Source organism: Lacticaseibacillus styriensis (genome assembly GCF_030770295.1).
Lineage (GTDB): Bacteria > Bacillota > Bacilli > Lactobacillales > Lactobacillaceae > Lacticaseibacillus > Lacticaseibacillus casei.
Map to the genome: position 1 here is coordinate 2,548,095 of NZ_CP132483.1, position 17,635 is coordinate 2,565,729.

Genomic DNA, 17,635 nt, shown 5'->3' on the forward strand with positions numbered 1-17,635 from the left:
CATGACCAATCTCGTTGAATTAACCCAAGTAACGAAAATATACGGCAGCGGCCGCACTGCAGTCACGGCCTTGCAACCAACCGATTTCGTTTTGAAAGCAGGTGAATTTGCCGCGATTATCGGTCCTTCAGGCTCGGGAAAAACCACGCTGCTCACCATTATCGGTAATTTGCAGCGTCCTAGTGGCGGCAAGGTCATCATTAATCATCAAGACACCACACATTTCACGGAGCATCAACGCACTGAACTGCGCTTCAACACATTCGGCTTCATCTTGCAAGCCAGTAATCTGATCCCCTTTTTAACTGTCAAAGATCAGCTGGCGTTAGTCGATCGGTTCAATCACCATAAACATCACAAAATGTCGAAAAGCGAGTTATTCGACATGCTGGGCATCACCGATCTTGCCGGCAACTACCCAGCGGCACTTTCCGGTGGCGAGCGGCAGCGGGTGGCCATCGCTCGGGCACTGTACAATGACCCGCCGATCGTCTTGGCCGATGAGCCGACCGCCAGCCTAGACACCAAGCGTGCGCTGCAAGTCGTACAACAACTCGCCGATATTGCGCACAATACCGACCGCGGCGTCATCATGATCACTCACGACACCCGATTACTCGATCCCGTCGACACCGTTTATGAAATGCGCGACGGCCACCTCAGAGCCCTTCCTAAGTCCAGCTTGGAAAAAATTCAGGAAACCGCGATTTAGTCAAAATTATTTAATTTTTAGCACTCAATTAAAAACAGTGCTAAAAATTTGCATCATTAACCGGTAAAAGGCTTATAATGAACCTGTATCAAAATTGAGTCTAAATCATGGAGGTAATTCATTATGGCATCAGTAGATCCTGAAAAGACATTGTTTCTCGATGAACCAATGAACAAGGTATTTGACTGGAGCGACAGCGAAGCACCCGTTCGTGACGCGCTGTGGGATTATTACATGGAAAAGAACAGCCGCGACACCATCAAGACCGAGGAAGAAATGAAACCAGTCCTCGACATGTCCGACGATGAAGTCAAGGCACTGGCAGAAAAGCTCCTCAAGAAATAATCAAAAACTGAACATCATGAACCGCGAACCGCAGCCCCGGGCCGCGGTTCTTTTGGTGTAAGCGCGAACTGATCATGGCAAAACGCGACCAACTGAGCTTATTGCTGCAAACCTTGGATCAAACTTTAGAGAAAGGGGTCGACACTATGACAGACGATGAGAAATTCGCAGCTTTTAAAAATCGGGCAATCAATGATAATGAACAAACTTTTGGCAAAGAAGTCCGCGAACAATACGGTGAGGACATTGTGAACGCCAGTAACGAGAAATTCCGCAAAATGTCGCAAGCACAGGTGGCACAGCTCACTGCATTGCAACAAAAGATTCTAGATGAATTAAAACCTCTTGTCGGCACAACCGACTTCAACACGCCAGAAGCCAAACACCTTTTCAAACTGCACAAACAATTTTTGCAGCTCACCTGGCCATCCAAACAATACTCGCCAAAAGCCCATCGTAGCCTTGCCGCCCTGTACGTCTCAGATCCACGTTTCAGCAAGTACTATGAAGATGGAACCGGCAAAAATGGTGCTGCTGAAACGCTAAACGCCATTATTCGCCACTATACACGGTAGATTGAAAAAGTTCGGCAAGCATATCTTCTGAATGCGAAGACAGTTCATCAAACGCAATTGAAAAATCAAGCTTAACAAAAAAGGCAGTGACACTGTGTCACCGTCCTTTTTTTAAGCTTAATAATAAACTTCCTTCAAGTACAATCCCGAAGCAGGCGCTGTCCCTCTTGCCTGCTGCCGGTCCTTAACTTCAAACAGCCGTTGAAAGTCATGGACTTCGCGTCGGCCGTTGCCGATCTCAAGCGCCGTGGCAACCAATATCCGTACCATGTTGTACAAGAAACCATTGCCATAAAACTCAAAAATGAGTTCATTTGTCGCCGTATCTTCGCGAACCGTCGCCTCGTAAATCGTCCGGACCTTATCCTTAATCACACCGCCACTGGCAGCGAAGCTCGTAAAGTCATGTGTACCGACGAGATCCTTCAGAGCAACTTCAATTCGGGCAACATCCAGCTTATAGGGATAGTGGCCAGTATAAAGCCGATTAAACGGATTCGTATAATAGCCGCGCGCAACCCGATACATGTAACGCTTGCCTTTAGCCGAGTAGCGCGCATGAAAGTCCGCGGCGACAATTTCTGCCTTCAATATCTCGATATCTAAAGGCATCAATGAATTCATCGCCCGCAACATTGACTCGGCAGGAATATTTCCCGGGTAATCAAAGCTAATCACCTGACCTAAAGCATGAACGCCTGAATCGGTCCGCCCCGATCCGTCTACATGCACCGGCTGGCCCTTCGTCATTTTGGTCAAAGCTTTTTGCAACACGCCTTGAACCGTCCGTTGTTTTGGCTGAACCTGATAGCCGGCAAAGTTGGTGCCATCGTAAGCTAATGTCACTTTATAATGCGTCAAAAACCATGTTTCCTTTCTAATACGCCCGCAGCAAAAGCAACAACCCAGTCAAAACAGCCATCCCGCCTGCAGCAATCCAATCGCGCTGATGGTAACGTAAGATTCGATACTTCGTGCGATCATCACCGCCTTGATAGCCACGTGCTTCCATCGCCGTGGCCAGCTCATCCGCAGTGGTAAAACTGGAAACAAACAGTGGAATCAGCAATGGTACGACAGCTTTCATCTGTTGGAAAATGTTACCTTCACCGAAATCGACGCCGCGCGCACGCTGCGCATTCATAATTTTCGTTGTCTGATCCATTAATGTTGGTACGAAGCGCAAGGCAATTTGCAAAACCAGTGCCAGTTCGGTGACCGGTACCCGAATCACGCGTAATGGTTTGAGCAGACTTTCAACCGCATCCGCCAACGACAATGGCTGCGTGGTCAAGGTTAATAAGGTCGACATGAAAATGATCAACACAAACCGAACGAAAATAAAGGCACCATTAATCAGCCCAAGCTTCGTGATCCATAACCAGCCCCAATGCCAGTAAACCGTACCGCCACGCACAAACAGAACCTGGAGGGCAACGGTAAACAGAATCAGCCAAATCAACGGCCGCACACCACGCAGGAAAAAGCCAATCCGAATACCGGATAGCCAGATCATGAATAAGGTGGCAACAAACATCATTAAATATGTCTGCCAGTTGTTGGCGAGAAAAACAATGCCAATATAATAGAAACTCGCCATCAGTTTAGTCCGCGGATCCAACTCATGAATCCATGAATGGCCCGGAATATACCGGCCAAGCAGAAGCTTATCCACGCTGGCCACCCCCAATCTGCGGCAACAGCTGATCAGCCAGCTCAGTCTCAGTCAACGGCTGCGGATCAAAATGGAAGCCCTTTGCTGTCAACTGTTGCGCCATCTGGGCGGTTTTAGGTAGTCCCAACTGGTTGGCTTTCAACCATTCTGGATCACTGAAGATTTCCCGCGGCGTGCCCGTTTTAATCAGGCGTCCCTTTGCCATCACCCATACGGTGTCGGCATAATCAGCTACGTCGTCCATTTGGTGGGTCACAAGGACGATGGTTTGGCCTTGTTCTCGATGCAACCGTTCAAACATCGTCATCATCTCGTGGCGACCGGCCGGATCCAATCCAGCTGTGGGCTCATCCAGAACCAAGACTTCAGGCTGCATGGCCAATACTCCGGCAATGGCAACCCGCCGCATTTGCCCCCCGGATAAGTCGAAAGGCGACTTTTCTAGCACATCATGTGGTAATCCAACCATGGCGACCATTTTGTCAGCTAACGCCAAAGCATCCTGTTCACTTACACCAAAATTCTGCGGACCAAACGCAATGTCTTTGGCAACGGTTTGTTCAAACAACTGGTTTTCGGCAAACTGAAACACCATGCCGACTTTTTGCCGCAATGGTTTTAAATTTTTATTATTCGTTTCGTTGGTGATCACCTTGTCACCAATAGTCACCGTACCGGATGTTGGCTTTAACAACGCATTTAAGTGCTGGAGAATCGTTGACTTCCCAGAACCTGTATGGCCAATGATCGCGGTATAACTGCCATCATGAATCGTGCCGGAAACATCTTTAATGCCGTCACCGGCGAAAGGTGTACCTGCCTGATAGGTAAAGCTCACATGGTCGAATGTAATGTCCACAGGTAGTCTACCAACCTTTCATTATCCAAATATGCTTTCGGCATTGCCACCCCACGCTGAATCAAGGCATCTTTCAGCTTTTCCGAATACGGAACGTCCAATCCCAAGCGCAACAAGTCCGTACCATGGACAAAGATGTCGCTTGGCGTTCCAATTTCGTTGATTTTACCATCGTTAAGCAAAATAATCCGATGAGCAACCGCGGCTTCGTCAATATCATGTGTAATCGACAAGACAGTCAGGTTAAGTTCGTCTTTTAACTCACGAATGACCCCTAACACTTCCTGGCGACCAGCCGGATCCAGCATGGATGTCGATTCGTCCAAAATGATAATCTCCGGCCGCTGGGCAATAATCCCGGCGATTGCGACCCGCTGCTTTTGACCACCCGACAACCGCGCCGGCTCGCGATCGGCAAATGCCGTCATACCAACCCGTTTCAGTGACTCATCAACGCGTTTGACCATTTCATCACGAGGAACACCCCGATTTTCCAAACCAAACGCGACATCATCAGCCACTGTTGCACCGACAAACTGATTATCGGGATTTTGGAAAACAATGCCGACTTTGGCGCGAATATCCCAGACCGTTTCTTCACTGAGCGTCATTCCGGCGACTTCGACCGTACCCGACTCAGGCGCCAGCAACCCATTCAGATTCTTCGCCAGCGTACTTTTGCCGCTGCCATTATGCCCGATAATGGCGAGCCATTCACCCTTAGCCACATCAAAAGAAACATCCGTCAGTGCTTGATGTTTTGCCTCGGGATAAGTGTAATTCAAGTGTTGAACACGAATGACGTTGCCCACGACGACCCTTCTTCCTACGCTTTGTATACCGAACAATAATACCATATTTTACTGAGTTGTTGGGAATAAGCACTTGCAAATAGTACCTTTGCAGATAGACCTTCGCAATGAAAAGCATGGCAGAAAGTAGTCGGTTAAAATTCCTTCTTAACTATCTCAGGATCTGTACTCATAAAGGCAAAAAAGGCAACGAAGATCAATCCAAGTATCGTCAAAATCCAAGCTTCCCATTTCACTGGATCCCCATGCATCAACGTCATGCCGACGTGACTTTTGCCATTCACAATCCATAAATACGGACGCTGCATTTGCATCAAAAAGATAAAGAAGACCGCCCAAATCCACCGGCTTCCTTTTCGAAATAATCCTATGTAGGCAGACATGATTCCTGCTGGAAAAATGCATAAAAAGCTCAGCATCACGACTAAGAAAAAGCCTGCCGTTGACTTTGGAAATGTTTGAGTTGCCAGCGGATGCCACTGGGTTAGAGCAATCAAAATAAGCCACATGGAAAAAAGTGGTATCAAAGTTTGAATCAAACGCGGCGACTGTTGGCGTTTGCGATACTGTCTGCCAGTCAAGTAGCCGCAAACAATCGCAAAAATCCACACTTCGGCCAACCACGTCACGGTCACATCGCCATTGGCAGCGCGATAAACACTCGGAACAAATGGTCCGCCGGTAATGCCAGCCGTGGGAGTCACACTGATTAGCAAAGTAACAAAGGTTAAAGACAGTATCAGCCAACAGCCGACCACCAATAATCCTATCTGCCATGGTGCGCGTTGTTTCAACCAATTGTGCATGCCATTCACCTCCGATATTGTGCAGTATACAGGAAAAATGACGGCTGTGCTGGATCGGTAGTGACTTTTTTGCCGACAGCATCGTGAATATGGAAAGGTCGAAGGCGACTAGGCAATAAGAAAAGTGGCAGTAAAAAGGAATCGCTTCAGGTCTGGGCGATTGCTTTTTACTGCCACTTGGGTGTGGTTGTTTGGTCAATAGGAAGTTCTATTGACGGCAGGTGTGGATTTTAGGTTTGGCTTTCTGTGACGCGCTCGCAGTCGCAGAAATCTACGTGTAAGGACCTCAAGCCTAAATGGCCAAAACCCTATTCTTTGAGACTTGTGCTACTGAAGTCTTGGTGAAGGTTTAGCTTCCGCTTTCTATAACGCGCTCGCCAGCGCAGAAGCCTGCATGTAAGGACCCCAGACCACAATGGCCAAAACCCAGCCATTGTGGTCTGGGGCCACTTACACTCCGGCTTCTGACCGCGCTGGCTCGCGCTCACACAAAAAAATCATTTAATGATGGAGACACCGGTTGCCCGGTGCTCTCAAGCTAGACTAAGCAGGACTGGGCCTGCCACCATCGTAACGCTCCATCGATCAAATGATCAAAGTTGGTTGACCTTCAAGGGCCAGCCGGTTTTTAACTGTGTTTAGACGAGCTCAATGATAACCATTGGGGCACCGTCACCGCGACGTGGCGCAGTCTTCAAGATGCGGGTGTAACCGCCATTGCGATCTGCGTATTTTGGTGCCAAGTCACTGAACAACTTTTGCAAAGCGGACTTCACAATAACGCTGTCTTCTTGTTCCTCGACACTTGCAATTTCGTTGCGGACATAAGCTGCTGCTTGGCGGCGTGCATGTAAATCGCCACGCTTGCCCAAAGTGATCATTTTTTCAGCAGTCGAACGAACTTCCTTAGCGCGGGCTTCGGTTGTGACGATCCGTTCATTGATCAGCAGATCAGTTGTCAGATCACGCAACATTGCTTTACGCTGTGAGCTGGTCCGCCCTAATTTACGGTAACTCATGGATTGGCCTCCTTTTCGAAATTTTAGTCTTCTTTACGCAAACCTAAGCCGAGATCAGCCAACTTGTTTTTAACTTCTTCAAGTGACTTGCGGCCTAAGTTGCGCACTTTCATCATATCGGCTTCTGTTTTGTTGGTTAACTCCTGGACCGTGTTGATCCCGGCACGCTTCAAACAGTTGTAAGAACGAACCGACAAGTCAAGCTCTTCAATGGTCATCTCAAGCATCTTTTCCTTGTGTGTTTCTTCTTTTTCAACCATAATCTCGGCGTTTTTAGCCTCATCCGTCAGATTGACGAAAATATCCAGGTGTTCGGTCAGGATCTTCGCTGCTAAACTGATGGCTTCACGTGGTGAGATTGAGCCATTAGTCCAAACATCCAGCGTTAACTTGTCGAAATCATTCCGACGGCCAACACGGGTGCTTTCAACTTGATAGTTAACCCGGCTGATCGGGGTGAAAATCGAGTCGATCGGCAAAACACCGATTGGCATGTCATCAGACTTGTTCTGGTCAGCTGCCACATACCCGCGACCCTTTTTAACAGTCATACGTACATGGAAGTGCCCGCCGTCTGCAACAGTACAGATATACTGTTCAGGATTTAAGACCTCAACATCAGGATCAGTGACGATATCAGCAGCAGTTACCTTAGCCGGACCGTTGACATCAATTTCGATGTTCTTGTCTTCATCGGTATTCATCTTGAGTGCCAATTTTTTGATATTCAAAATGATTTGGGTGACATCTTCCAGCACACCATCGATTGTCGAGAACTCATGAAGTACCCCGTCAATCTGGATGCTGCTGACAGCTGCGCCCGGCAATGAAGAAAGAAGGATCCGCCGCAACGAGTTACCTAACGTAGTACCGTAGCCGCGTTCCAACGGTTCAACCACAAACTTGCCATAGTTGGTGCTTTCATCAACTTTGGTAATGTTCGGCTTTTCGAATTCGATCATCTAGTTTGTACCCCTTTCAAAACGAGAAGTGAAGATTTGTCTGCCTGACCGCCATAACGGTCGAAGGGTAACAATTAAACACGACGACGCTTTGGAGGACGAGAACCGTTATGCGGAACCGGTGTAACATCACGGATCGCAGTAACTTCAAGACCTGTTGCCTGAAGCGAACGGATTGCAGCTTCACGACCAGAGCCAGGGCCCTTAACCGCAACTTCAACCGACTTCATGCCATGTTCCATTGATTCCTTCGCAGCCGCTTCAGCTGCCATCTGCGCAGCAAACGGCGTTGACTTACGACTACCTTTAAAACCGAGTGCACCAGCAGAGGACCAAGCGATCGCATTGCCGCGAGGGTCCGTGATCATTACTAAGGTGTTGTTGAAGGTTGAGTGGATATGAGCCACGCCAGATTCAACGTTCTTGCGGACACGGCGCTTCCGCGTAGTTTTTCTACCTGCCATCGATCAATGACCTCCTTTAATTATTTTTTCTTACCTGCCATGCTTGCTTTCTTCCCTTTACGGGTGCGAGCATTGTTTTTGGTGTTTTGCCCACGAACCGGCAAGCCACGACGATGACGGATGCCGCGATATGAACCGATTTCCATCAAACGTTTGATGTTCAGGTTCACTTCACGACGGAGATCGCCTTCAACTTTGTATGAATCCAAAGCTGCACGAATCTTGTCTTCTTGTTCTGGGGTCAGGTCATCTTGACGAACGTCTTCCGGAACACCGGCAGTCTTGAGAATCTTTTGAGCGGTTGTCTTGCCAACACCATAAATATAGGTTAAGGCAATGACGATTTGCTTACCACGTGGTAAGTCGACACCTGCGATACGAGCCATGTACAATGACACCTCCTATTGTTTTAGTTTGTATTATCCCTGACGCTGTTTATGCTTTGGGTTTGCAGAGCAGATAATCATGACCCGACCCTTACGACGGACCACTTTGCAGTGCTCGCACATCTTTTTAACAGATGGACGTACTTTCATGAGAATTTAGCCTCCTTGAGTTGGCAACTACTTGAAACGGTAGGTGATCCGGCCTTTGGTCAAATCGTATGGTGACAATTCAACCGTTACCTTGTCCCCTGGGAGAATTCGAATATAGTGCATCCGAATCTTACCGGAAACATGAGCGAGAATTTCCGCACCGTTTTCAAGTTTGACTTTGAACATCGCGTTGGGTAAGGTATCCGTCACGGTGCCTTGGATCTCAATTACATCGTCTTTTGCCACGAAGTGTTTCCTCCTAAAAATTATTGGTTCTATTAACGCGCGAAAAGGGTGAGGCCGATTGGCACTCACCGCATACCGCGATATTGTACCATAATTCTTCGACTTTGAAAACAGTCATGAGGGGCGTGCAATCGTCCAAGCACTTATTTTGCCACAGTCGCCAAAATCGATTTGATATCGGCAAACACCTTATCGATGTCCTGGTCGCCATTAACCGTGTGCAGCAGGCCCTTCTTCTTATAGAAGTCCAATAGCGGCGTGTTCATCTCGATGTTTACTTTAAGTCGATTCTTAACCGTTGCCGGCTTGTCATCTTCACGTTGGAAAAATTCGTGACCGCCGCAACGATCACAAGTGCCGGCAACCTTTGGCGGGTTGTAGATTTTGTGATAAGTTGCTCCGCATGTCTTGCAGATAAACCGACCAGACAAACGGTCAACCAATTTTGCAGGCGCAACATCAATGTTGATAACAGCATCTAACGGCTTCTTAAGATCAGCTGTGATCGTTTCGAGTGCCTCTGCTTGTTGAATGGTGCGCGGAAAGCCGTCAAGCATGTAACCGGCGTCGGTATCAGACTCAGCAAGACGTTCTTTGACAATGCCGTTGGTCACGGAATCCGGTACCAACTGTCCCTTATCAATAAACCCCTTTGCTTCTTTACCCAATGCCGTGCCAGCAGCCATTGCAGCTCGAAACATATCCCCAGTAGAAATATGTGCAATCGGATAAGTATCCTCAATCCGTTCTGCCTGCGTGCCTTTCCCTGCACCGGGAAGTCCCATTAAAATGAGATTCACGTTGCATCCTCCTCTAAATATACATGCCAGCGTAACAGCAAAGTTTGAATTCAAACAAAATATCTGAATCTTTTTGCTGCCAAGTGCACCGGCACGTACACTGCTTTTGCCGCGTTAGCCGATTCGAAAATCGAACCGGTTAACGTACGATTTTGTTTACTTCTTCTGATCATCCTTAACCAAATCACCACGGATAAAGCCGACGTACTCACGTTTCATGAGCAAGCCGTCTAACTGCCGAACTAATTCAATCGCAGTCATGACAACAATCAGCAGGCTGGTACCACCAAGCCCGATTGATTGTGGCAGGCCCCAAATGTTAGCGGCCAGTTGCGGTAGTAAGGCAACCAAACCAAGGAATAATGCCCCGACTGTTGACAAGCGCATAAGCAGTCGCGAGATATAATTCTCAGTTTCCTTACCCGGCCAAACACCGGGAATGTAGCTGCCTTGTTTGGTTAGGTTTTCTGCGACCTTTTCGGGATTGACCTGAACGAACGCATAGAAGAATGTGAACAGGATAATCAAAATCGTATAGATCGCAGTTCCGGCAGGCTTTTGCATATTGAAGATGTTGGTCATGACCTGATACCAGCCATCACTACCATGACTCTTCTGAAAAGCCATTAAAATTGTCTGCGGCGTTACAATGAAAGAACTCGCAAAAATAACCGGAATAACACCAGCAACGTTCACCTTAAGTGGCAGGTAACTATTGCTACCTGCACTGGTAACGCGGCGGGTATACTGAATTGGAATCTTGTAGTTTGCTTGTTGTACCCAAGTAACGAAAGTGATCACGATAATCACAATCACTGCCAAGGCGGCCAAGAACGCAATTCCTTTCCAGATCTCGGCGCCGGAGTATACCTGAACATTGTCCCGATATAACTCCTGAAGACCTGAAGGCAGGCGTGCAACGATCCCTGAGAAGATCAGCAGCGAAACACCATTACCAAGCCCCTTATCGGTGATTTGTTCACCCATCCAGGTCAGCAACATAGTACCGCCGGTGAGGATGATCCCGATCGTAATGTAGGTACTAACAGACGGATTCTTGACCAAGCCCATCGAACTTAACGTTTGAAAGCCGGCTGTAATCCCAATTGCCTGAAAGAACCCAAAAATGATGGTTAGATAACGGGTGACCTGATTCAGCTTGCGCCGACCGACTTCCCCTTGCTTGCTCCACTCAACAAATTTCGGAACGATATCCATTTGCAGCAGCTGAACCACAATTTGCGCCGTAATATACGGCGAAACCCCCATCGAAAAGATGGAGTATTGCGCAAGTCCGCCACCGCTGACGGTATCCAGCAGTGAGATCAAGCCTGTCGAGCCAATTGACTGCAGCGCCTTGGCGTTAACGCCTGGCACCGCGATCAGTGTACCTAATCGATAGACCAATAAAACCGCTAAAGTGAAGAGGATCTTGTTACGGATGTCTTTAACCTTGAGCGCGTTTTTTAGGGTCCTCAGCATTAGATCACCTCAATCGAACCGCCAGCTGCTTCAACAGCAGCTTTTGCTGCGGTTGAAGCTTTTGCAACCTTAATGGTCAATTTTTTCTCAAGTTTGCCGTCTGCCAGCAACTTGACACCGTTCTTTTCGTTCTTAACAATACCAGCGTCGATCAAGGCTGCTGGCGTTACTTCGGCACCATCGTCGAAACGGTTAAGATCGGAAAGGTTAACGATTGCGTATTCTTTGCGGTTAATGTTGTTGAAACCGCGTTTAGGCATCCGCCGGAACAATGGCATCTGGCCACCTTCGAAGCCAAGACGCGTCTTGCCGCCCTGACGTGCCAATTGACCCTTTGTCCCTTTACCGGCTGTCTTACCTTGACCGCTAGAAGTACCGCGGCCCAGACGTTTGCGGGCATGACGGGAGCCGACGCTCGGCTTTAATTCGTGCAATTGCATACTCTTGGGCACCTCCTTGTCGAAATAATGTATTAATCCTTGATTTCTTCAACAGAAACCAAGTGTGAAATTTGGAAAATCGCACCGCGAGTGGCTGCGTTGTCTGGCTTAATCACCGAGCTATTTACCCGGTTTAAACCTAATTCCTTCACAATCTTACGTTGCTTAGGAAGACGGTGGGCAGCACTACGGGTCAAAGTAATCTTCAATTGAGCCATGTGTTTACCTCCTAGTCTTCAAGCGATGACGCAGAAACGCCGCGCAATTCAGCAACTTGTTCCCGAGTCCGCAATTGTGAAAGGCCGTCCATTGTTGCGCGAATCATGTTGATTGGCGTGTTCCGGCCGAGGGACTTGCTGGTGATATCGGCAATGCCGGCAAGTTCCATGACGGAACGGATAGCGCCACCAGCAGCAACCCCGGAACCTTCTTCAGCCGGCTTCAACAGCACTTCACCAGCGCCGAAGTGACCGATAACTTCGTGAGGAATGGTTGTTCCCACGATCGGTACTTCGATGAGGCTCTTCTTGGCTGCGTCAACAGCTTTACGGATTGCTTCAGGTACTTCTTGGGCTTTACCGGTTGCAAAGCCGACGTGACCGTTCTTGTCACCGACAATTGCAATTGCAGCAAAACGCAGGCGCCGACCACCTTTAACAACCTTTGTAACACGGTTGATGGCAACAACCTGGTCTTCTAAGTCCAATTGGTTTGGATCGATAAATGATGCCATGTGTTGGTTATCCTCCTTTTTACTAGAATTCGAGGCCATTTTCACGTGCTGCTTCAGCTAACGCAGCAACGCGACCATGGTACAGATAACCACCACGGTCAAAGACCACAACTTTATGACCATCAGCAACAGCGCGCTTGGCAATCAATGCGCCAACCTGTGCAGCAGCGTCGGTCTTGTTTTCAGGATCTTTAATGTCCTTATCAAGAGTGGAGGCACTTGCTAGCGTCACACCCGCTACGTCATCAATTAATTGCGCGTAGATGTTTTTATTGGAACGGAAAACGTTCAAGCGTGGGCGCTCGCTCGTACCAGAAATCTTGCCTCGTACGCGGGCGTGACGCCGTTGCCGAGTCTTGTTCTTATCTGGCTTTGAAATCACAATGTTCACCTCTTGTTAAATTTGTTGAAGGTTACGACTACTTACCAGTCTTACCTTCCTTACGACGGACATGTTCGTCAACGTAACGAATTCCTTTACCCTTATAAGGTTCAGGTGCACGGACGGAACGAACAACGGCTGCGAATTGGCCAACAACCTGTTTTGAGATCCCACTGATGATGATCTGGGTGGTGCTTGGAACTTCAACAGTAATCCCTTTTGGTGCGGTCATTTCAACTGGGTGTGAGTAACCGACGTTCAAAACAAGCTTCTCGCCTTGCTTTTGGGCACGATAACCAACACCGACCAGTTTCATTTCTTTCTTGTAGCCTTCGGTAACACCGACGACCATATTGTTTAAGTTGGCACGCATGGTACCGTGGATAGCCTTATACGAATCATCAGGACGGGTGAAACTGATTTCGTCGCCTTCTTGATGCATTTCGATTTCCGGGACAAAATGACGCGTCAATTCGCCTTTAGGACCCTTAACCGTGATGTTGTCGCCATCTTTGGTGACAGTAACACCGGCCGGGACTTTAATGACTTTATAACCAATACGACTCACTTATCGGCACCTCCTTTTTGATGTAATGAATTACCAAACGTAAGCGAGTACTTCGCCGCCGACGTTCTTGGCGCGAGCTTCCTTATCGGTGATAACACCTTCGGAAGTTGAGATAATTGCAATCCCTAAGCCATTCAAAACCTTAGGAACCGCATCACTCTTAACGTATGAGCGCAGACCCGGTTTGGAAATCCGCTTCAAGCCAGAGATAACCCGTTCATTGTTCTTACCATACTTCAAGAAAATGCGGATCATGCCTTGCTTGTCATCATCGATAACTTCGTAGTCACGGATGAACCCTTCACGTTTAAGAATCTCAGAAATGTCTTTCTTCATCTTTGATGCAGGTACGACCAAGGACTCGTGACGCACCATATTAGCGTTACGGATCCGGGTCAAGTAATCTGCGATTGGATCGGTCAAGACCATTGATTTAACCTCCTTTGTCTAGTGATTACCAGCTAGCTTTGCGCATGCCTGGAATTTGGCCGGCATGTGCTAACTCACGAAGGCAAATCCGGCAGAGTTTGAATTTACGATATACGGAATGCGGACGGCCACACCGTTGGCACCGCGTATATTCTTGGACTGCAAATTTTGCAGGCCGATTGTTTTTAGCGATCATTGACTTCTTAGCCAAGTAGCGGACCTCCCTTATTTGGCGAATGGCATCCCGACTTGCGTAAGCAATTCGAGTGCTTCTTCATCAGTATTTGCCGTTGTGACAATAACAACATCCAATCCACGAACCCGATTAACCTTATCGTAATCGATTTCTGGGAAAATCAGTTGTTCCTTAACACCCAACGTATAATTCCCGCGGCCGTCGAAGGACTTAGGGGAAATACCATGGAAGTCACGCACACGCGGCAGGGAGACATTGATCAGCTTATCTAAGAAATCATACATGCGTTCGCCGCGCAGGGTCACCTTTGCGCCGATTGGCATGCCTTCACGCAGACGGAAGCCCGCGATACTCTTCTTGGCCTTGGTGATCAGCGGATGCTGGCCAGAGATCAGTGTCAATTCATCAACAGCTTCATCCAGCAATTTAGCATTCTGGGTTGCATCACCAACACCCATGTTCAACACGATCTTTTCGATCTTAGGTGCCTGCATGGTGCTCTTATAGTTGAACTTGCTTACCAATGCAGGGGCGATTTCTTTGCTATAACGTTCTTCAAGACGATTCTCCATGAAAAAGTTTGTCCTCCTTCCCTATTATTTATCGATTGCGGTGCCAGACTTCTTAGCAATCCGCACTTTGTTGCCATCTTTAACTTCAGAACCGACCCGGGTCGGCTTGTTGGTTTCAGGATCCAGAAGCATCACGTTGGAAACGTGAATAGGTGCTTCTTTATCGATGATACCGCCTTGCGGATTGGCGTTGTTCGGCTTTTGGTGCTTTTTGATCATGTTGATGCCTTCAACGACAACTTTATCAGCGTCTTTCAGGACCTTTGTGATCTGGCCTTCTTTGCCGGCATCCTTGCCGCGCATAACCCGCACTTTGTCACCAGTTTTGAACTTCATGTATCGCACCTCCTATTTGGTCAGAATGATTAAAGCACTTCGGGCGCTAAGGAGACGATCTTCATGAAATCGCCGTCACGCAATTCACGTGCCACAGGTCCAAAGATACGAGTCCCACGTGGGCTCTTGTCAGCGTTGATGATGACAGCTGCGTTCTCATCGAACTTGATGTAGGAACCGTCGGCACGGTGAGCACCGGACTTAGTACGAACAATGACAGCCTTAACAACATCAGCCTTCTTGACAACGCCACCTGGTGTTGCTTGTTTTACAGTTGCGACAACGATATCACCGATGTTACCGGTCTTGCGGTATGAGCCGCCAAGTACCTTGATAACAAGGATTTCGCGCGCGCCTGAGTTATCTGCTACTTTAAGACGACTTTCTTGCTGAATCACGGATTTGGTCCTCCTTTCATTCTAAAAATGATTAGATGATAACTGCCTTTTCGACAATGTTCAATAAACGGAAACGCTTATTGCGTGATAAAGGACGAGTCTCCGCGATTTGCACAATATCGCCAACTTTAGCGCTATTGTCTTCGTCATGCGCATAAAACTTCTTGGAATACTTAACACGCTTGCCATAAACAGGGTGTGTTTTGTATGTGCTGACTTCCACGGTGATGGTCTTGTCCATTTTATCCGAGACCACGCGGCCTTGATAAACTTTACGAGAATTACGTTCTGCCAAGGTAAATGTCTCCTTTCCGATTATTTATTGAGTTCCTGTTGTCGAAGGACCGTTTTGATCCGTGCAATGTTTTTGCGAACCTGCTTCAAGCGAGCGGTGTTTTCCAATTGGCCAGTCGCCTGTTGGAAGCGCAAGTTGAACAGCTCTTCTTTATATTGCTTCTCTTTGTCGAGCATCTCAGCAGTGGTTAATGCAGTAATTTCTTTAGCCTTCATTTGATTGCCCACCTACTTCCTCGCGTGAAACGATCTTGGTGCGGATTGGGAGTTTGTTGGATGCTAAGCGCAAAGCTTCCTTTGCGACTGCTTCGGATACGCCGCCGACTTCAAACATGATCTTCTCACGTTTAACGACTGCAACCCATCCGGTAGGTGCACCTTTACCATTACCCATCCGGACGCCGACACCTTTACTGGTGTAGGACTTGTGAGGGAAAATGCGGATCCATACTTTCCCACCACGCTTCATATAACGGGTCATCGCAACACGCGCTGCTTCGATCTGGCGGTTGGTGATCCAATGGGATTCCAATGCTTCCAAACCATATTCGCCGAAGTCAACGTTCTTGCCGCCCTTGGCTGCACCGCGCATCTTCCCACGGAATTCACGACGATGCTTGACACGCTTAGGTACTAACATTGATTATTTCCCTCCTTTCGCACTATTTTGCTGTGGCTTTTCAGGTAAAATTTCACCACGATTGATCCAGGTTTTGATCCCGATCCGGCCATAAGTGGTAGCTGCTTCTTCCCATGCATAGTCGATATCGGCACGCAAGGTGTGCAGCGGTACTAAGCCTTCGTTGTAATGTTCGCGACGAGCAATATCGGCACCATTCAAACGACCGGAAGCCTGGGTTTTGATCCCCTTGGCGCCTGCCCGCATGGTCCGTTGCATTGCTTGACGCATTGCACGACGGAATGCAATCCGCTGTTCAAGCTGACGAGCGATGTTCTCGCCGACAAGCTTGGCATCCAGATCAGGTTTCTTGATTTCAATAATATTGATGTGAACTTGACGACCGGTCAGCTTGTTAAGCTGCTTGCGCAAGTTTTCAACTTCAGAACCGCCTTTACCGATAACCATACCCGGCTTAGCAGTATGAATGGAAATGTTGACGCGCTTTGCGGCACGTTCGATTTCGATACGTGATACGGAAGCTTCTGACAGCTTCTTATTGATGAAGTTTCGGATTTCAATGTCTTCATGCAAGTAGTCAGCAAAGTCTTTGTCTGCATACCACTTGGCATCCCAGTCACGGATGACACCGACACGGAAACCGGTTGGATTAATCTTTTGACCCACGCGTTATCCCTCCTTATGCTTCTTTTTCGGATACGACCACGGTGACGTGGCTTGTCCGTTTATTGATCGGTGATGCGCTCCCCTTGGCACGAGGACGGAACCGTTTGAGGGTCGGGCCTTCGTTGACATAAGCTTTGCTTACATAAAGGTTTTGTGCATCTAAGTCATAGTTATGTTCTGCATTTGCAATAGCAGATTTGAGCACTTTCTCGATGATCGGTGAACCGGATCGAGGGGTAAACTCAAGAATTGCCAGAGCTTCAGCAACATCGCGACCACGAATCAAGTCGATTACCAAGCGCGCTTTGCGAGCAGCAATCCGAACTGTCTTGGCCGTTGCCGTTGCAGACGTAATTTGATCAGCCATGAATGTTGTGCTCCTTTCTAGCGTGCTGTTGTCTTCTTGTCATCGGTGTTGTGACCGCGGAAGGTACGCGTAGGAACAAACTCGCCCAACTTGTGACCAACCATGTCTTCACTCACGAAAACTGGGACATGTTTGCGACCATCGTAAACGGCGATGGTGTAACCAATGAAACTTGGAAAAATTGTGGAACGACGGGACCATGTACGAATAACGGTCTTCTTGTCGTTATCTGCCTGCGCTTCAATCTTCTTCAGGAGATGAGCGTCGGCAAAAGGTCCTTTTTTAAGACTGCGACCCATTGTGTGACCTCCTTTAATCGAT

31 protein-coding genes and 1 pseudogene are annotated in these 17,635 nt (G+C 48.1%); 3 read left to right on the top strand and 29 right to left on the bottom strand.

The genetic code is table 11. From position 1 onward, the window contains the following. Position 1 precedes the first annotated feature (1 nt). The 3 genes and pseudogenes from LACSTY_RS11960 to LACSTY_RS11970 all read left to right on the top strand — a co-directional run. Positions 2 to 712: an ABC transporter ATP-binding protein gene (locus LACSTY_RS11960; RefSeq protein WP_087912821.1), complete on the top strand. Its 711-nt coding sequence runs from the start codon at positions 2 to 4 to the stop codon at positions 710 to 712. A 123-nt stretch (positions 713 to 835) separates the two neighbouring features. After that, a complete protein-coding gene (locus tag LACSTY_RS11965) occupies positions 836 to 1,057 on the top strand; it encodes a P8 family protein (protein ID WP_049170276.1) in 222 nt (73 codons plus the stop codon). A 59-nt stretch (positions 1,058 to 1,116) separates the two neighbouring features. Beyond that, positions 1,117 to 1,632, top strand: a pseudogene (locus LACSTY_RS11970) (TipAS antibiotic-recognition domain-containing protein); the annotation flags it as partial. Positions 1,633 to 1,749: 117 nt separating this feature from the next. Here LACSTY_RS11970 and truA read toward each other — a convergent pair. The 29 genes from truA to rpsS form a co-directional block, all read right to left on the bottom strand. Next, positions 1,750 to 2,493, bottom strand: coding sequence for a tRNA pseudouridine(38-40) synthase TruA (truA, locus tag LACSTY_RS11975; RefSeq protein ID WP_087912822.1), 744 nt, complete (start codon positions 2,491 to 2,493; stop codon positions 1,750 to 1,752). 16 nt (positions 2,494 to 2,509) lie between these two features. Beyond that, entirely contained in the window at positions 2,510 to 3,307 is a 798-nt protein-coding gene (locus tag LACSTY_RS11980) for an energy-coupling factor transporter transmembrane component T family protein (RefSeq protein WP_010492569.1), read from the bottom strand. Further along, the gene (locus LACSTY_RS11985; RefSeq protein ID WP_010492570.1) at positions 3,300 to 4,166 is read right to left on the bottom strand and encodes an energy-coupling factor ABC transporter ATP-binding protein; all 867 of its coding nucleotides are present in this window, start codon (positions 4,164 to 4,166) and stop codon (positions 3,300 to 3,302) included. The genes LACSTY_RS11980 and LACSTY_RS11985 overlap by 8 nt, the downstream gene beginning before the upstream one ends. After that, complete coding sequence (locus LACSTY_RS11990) at positions 4,142 to 4,978, bottom strand: energy-coupling factor ABC transporter ATP-binding protein (protein WP_087912823.1); 837 nt, start codon at positions 4,976 to 4,978, stop codon at positions 4,142 to 4,144. Before LACSTY_RS11990 ends, LACSTY_RS11985 begins: the two co-directional genes overlap by 25 nt. Before the next feature lie 134 nt (positions 4,979 to 5,112). After that, complete coding sequence (locus tag LACSTY_RS11995) at positions 5,113 to 5,784, bottom strand: hypothetical protein (RefSeq protein ID WP_087912824.1); 672 nt, start codon at positions 5,782 to 5,784, stop codon at positions 5,113 to 5,115. 638 nt (positions 5,785 to 6,422) lie between these two features. Further along, a complete protein-coding gene (gene rplQ, locus LACSTY_RS12000) occupies positions 6,423 to 6,803 on the bottom strand; it encodes a 50S ribosomal protein L17 (protein ID WP_010492577.1) in 381 nt (126 codons plus the stop codon). A 23-nt stretch (positions 6,804 to 6,826) separates the two neighbouring features. Next, entirely contained in the window at positions 6,827 to 7,765 is a 939-nt protein-coding gene (locus tag LACSTY_RS12005) for a DNA-directed RNA polymerase subunit alpha (protein ID WP_047105402.1), read from the bottom strand. Between the two features lie 74 nt (positions 7,766 to 7,839). Then, positions 7,840 to 8,229: a 30S ribosomal protein S11 gene (gene rpsK, locus LACSTY_RS12010; protein WP_003567514.1), complete on the bottom strand. Its 390-nt coding sequence runs from the start codon at positions 8,227 to 8,229 to the stop codon at positions 7,840 to 7,842. 20 nt (positions 8,230 to 8,249) lie between these two features. Next, complete coding sequence (rpsM, locus tag LACSTY_RS12015; protein ID WP_039639965.1) at positions 8,250 to 8,615, bottom strand: 30S ribosomal protein S13; 366 nt, start codon at positions 8,613 to 8,615, stop codon at positions 8,250 to 8,252. A 33-nt stretch (positions 8,616 to 8,648) separates the two neighbouring features. Continuing rightward, positions 8,649 to 8,765 (bottom strand): 50S ribosomal protein L36, encoded by a 117-nt coding sequence (gene rpmJ / locus LACSTY_RS12020; protein WP_003567518.1) that lies wholly within the window; start codon positions 8,763 to 8,765, stop codon positions 8,649 to 8,651. A gap of 27 nt (positions 8,766 to 8,792) precedes the next feature. Beyond that, entirely contained in the window at positions 8,793 to 9,011 is a 219-nt protein-coding gene (gene infA, locus LACSTY_RS12025) for a translation initiation factor IF-1 (RefSeq protein WP_003567521.1), read from the bottom strand. A gap of 143 nt (positions 9,012 to 9,154) precedes the next feature. After that, positions 9,155 to 9,811: an adenylate kinase gene (locus tag LACSTY_RS12030; protein ID WP_151466861.1), complete on the bottom strand. Its 657-nt coding sequence runs from the start codon at positions 9,809 to 9,811 to the stop codon at positions 9,155 to 9,157. A gap of 156 nt (positions 9,812 to 9,967) precedes the next feature. After that, a complete protein-coding gene (gene secY, locus LACSTY_RS12035) occupies positions 9,968 to 11,293 on the bottom strand; it encodes a preprotein translocase subunit SecY (protein ID WP_049170285.1) in 1,326 nt (441 codons plus the stop codon). Beyond that, positions 11,293 to 11,733: a 50S ribosomal protein L15 gene (rplO, locus tag LACSTY_RS12040; RefSeq protein WP_005692118.1), complete on the bottom strand. Its 441-nt coding sequence runs from the start codon at positions 11,731 to 11,733 to the stop codon at positions 11,293 to 11,295. The genes secY and rplO overlap by 1 nt, the downstream gene beginning before the upstream one ends. 32 nt (positions 11,734 to 11,765) lie before the next feature. Next, complete coding sequence (rpmD, locus tag LACSTY_RS12045) at positions 11,766 to 11,951, bottom strand: 50S ribosomal protein L30 (protein ID WP_005686735.1); 186 nt, start codon at positions 11,949 to 11,951, stop codon at positions 11,766 to 11,768. Positions 11,952 to 11,962: 11 nt separating this feature from the next. Then, complete coding sequence (rpsE, locus tag LACSTY_RS12050; RefSeq protein WP_010492603.1) at positions 11,963 to 12,466, bottom strand: 30S ribosomal protein S5; 504 nt, start codon at positions 12,464 to 12,466, stop codon at positions 11,963 to 11,965. Between the two features lie 22 nt (positions 12,467 to 12,488). Then, positions 12,489 to 12,848 carry a 50S ribosomal protein L18 gene (rplR, locus tag LACSTY_RS12055; protein ID WP_005686733.1) on the bottom strand — a complete coding sequence of 120 codons (360 nt, stop codon included), beginning with the start codon at positions 12,846 to 12,848 and terminating at the stop codon, positions 12,489 to 12,491. Positions 12,849 to 12,885: 37 nt separating this feature from the next. Next, entirely contained in the window at positions 12,886 to 13,416 is a 531-nt protein-coding gene (gene rplF, locus LACSTY_RS12060; protein WP_025012539.1) for a 50S ribosomal protein L6, read from the bottom strand. A gap of 30 nt (positions 13,417 to 13,446) precedes the next feature. Further along, entirely contained in the window at positions 13,447 to 13,845 is a 399-nt protein-coding gene (gene rpsH, locus LACSTY_RS12065; protein WP_010492608.1) for a 30S ribosomal protein S8, read from the bottom strand. A 25-nt stretch (positions 13,846 to 13,870) separates the two neighbouring features. Continuing rightward, positions 13,871 to 14,056, bottom strand: a complete 186-nt coding sequence (locus LACSTY_RS12070; RefSeq protein WP_003567540.1) for a type Z 30S ribosomal protein S14 — start codon at positions 14,054 to 14,056, stop codon at positions 13,871 to 13,873. 14 nt (positions 14,057 to 14,070) lie between these two features. Then, positions 14,071 to 14,613, bottom strand: coding sequence for a 50S ribosomal protein L5 (gene rplE, locus LACSTY_RS12075; RefSeq protein WP_003567542.1), 543 nt, complete (start codon positions 14,611 to 14,613; stop codon positions 14,071 to 14,073). A 24-nt stretch (positions 14,614 to 14,637) separates the two neighbouring features. Beyond that, positions 14,638 to 14,949 carry a 50S ribosomal protein L24 gene (gene rplX / locus LACSTY_RS12080; RefSeq protein WP_010492612.1) on the bottom strand — a complete coding sequence of 104 codons (312 nt, stop codon included), beginning with the start codon at positions 14,947 to 14,949 and terminating at the stop codon, positions 14,638 to 14,640. Between the two features lie 29 nt (positions 14,950 to 14,978). Further along, positions 14,979 to 15,347 (bottom strand): 50S ribosomal protein L14, encoded by a 369-nt coding sequence (rplN, locus tag LACSTY_RS12085; RefSeq protein WP_010492614.1) that lies wholly within the window; start codon positions 15,345 to 15,347, stop codon positions 14,979 to 14,981. A 31-nt stretch (positions 15,348 to 15,378) separates the two neighbouring features. Next, positions 15,379 to 15,642, bottom strand: a complete 264-nt coding sequence (gene rpsQ / locus LACSTY_RS12090; RefSeq protein ID WP_005699404.1) for a 30S ribosomal protein S17 — start codon at positions 15,640 to 15,642, stop codon at positions 15,379 to 15,381. 20 nt (positions 15,643 to 15,662) lie between these two features. Continuing rightward, on the bottom strand, positions 15,663 to 15,857 hold the full coding sequence (gene rpmC, locus LACSTY_RS12095; protein WP_005686721.1) for a 50S ribosomal protein L29: 195 nt from the start codon (positions 15,855 to 15,857) through the stop codon (positions 15,663 to 15,665). Then, positions 15,847 to 16,281 carry a 50S ribosomal protein L16 gene (gene rplP, locus LACSTY_RS12100; RefSeq protein ID WP_005686719.1) on the bottom strand — a complete coding sequence of 145 codons (435 nt, stop codon included), beginning with the start codon at positions 16,279 to 16,281 and terminating at the stop codon, positions 15,847 to 15,849. Before rplP ends, rpmC begins: the two co-directional genes overlap by 11 nt. 3 nt (positions 16,282 to 16,284) lie before the next feature. Beyond that, on the bottom strand, positions 16,285 to 16,947 hold the full coding sequence (gene rpsC / locus LACSTY_RS12105) for a 30S ribosomal protein S3 (RefSeq protein WP_010492622.1): 663 nt from the start codon (positions 16,945 to 16,947) through the stop codon (positions 16,285 to 16,287). A 13-nt stretch (positions 16,948 to 16,960) separates the two neighbouring features. After that, positions 16,961 to 17,314, bottom strand: a complete 354-nt coding sequence (rplV, locus tag LACSTY_RS12110) for a 50S ribosomal protein L22 (protein ID WP_003567555.1) — start codon at positions 17,312 to 17,314, stop codon at positions 16,961 to 16,963. Positions 17,315 to 17,331: 17 nt separating this feature from the next. After that, the gene (rpsS, locus tag LACSTY_RS12115; RefSeq protein WP_003567557.1) at positions 17,332 to 17,613 is read right to left on the bottom strand and encodes a 30S ribosomal protein S19; all 282 of its coding nucleotides are present in this window, start codon (positions 17,611 to 17,613) and stop codon (positions 17,332 to 17,334) included. Positions 17,614 to 17,635: the final 22 nt, after the last annotated feature.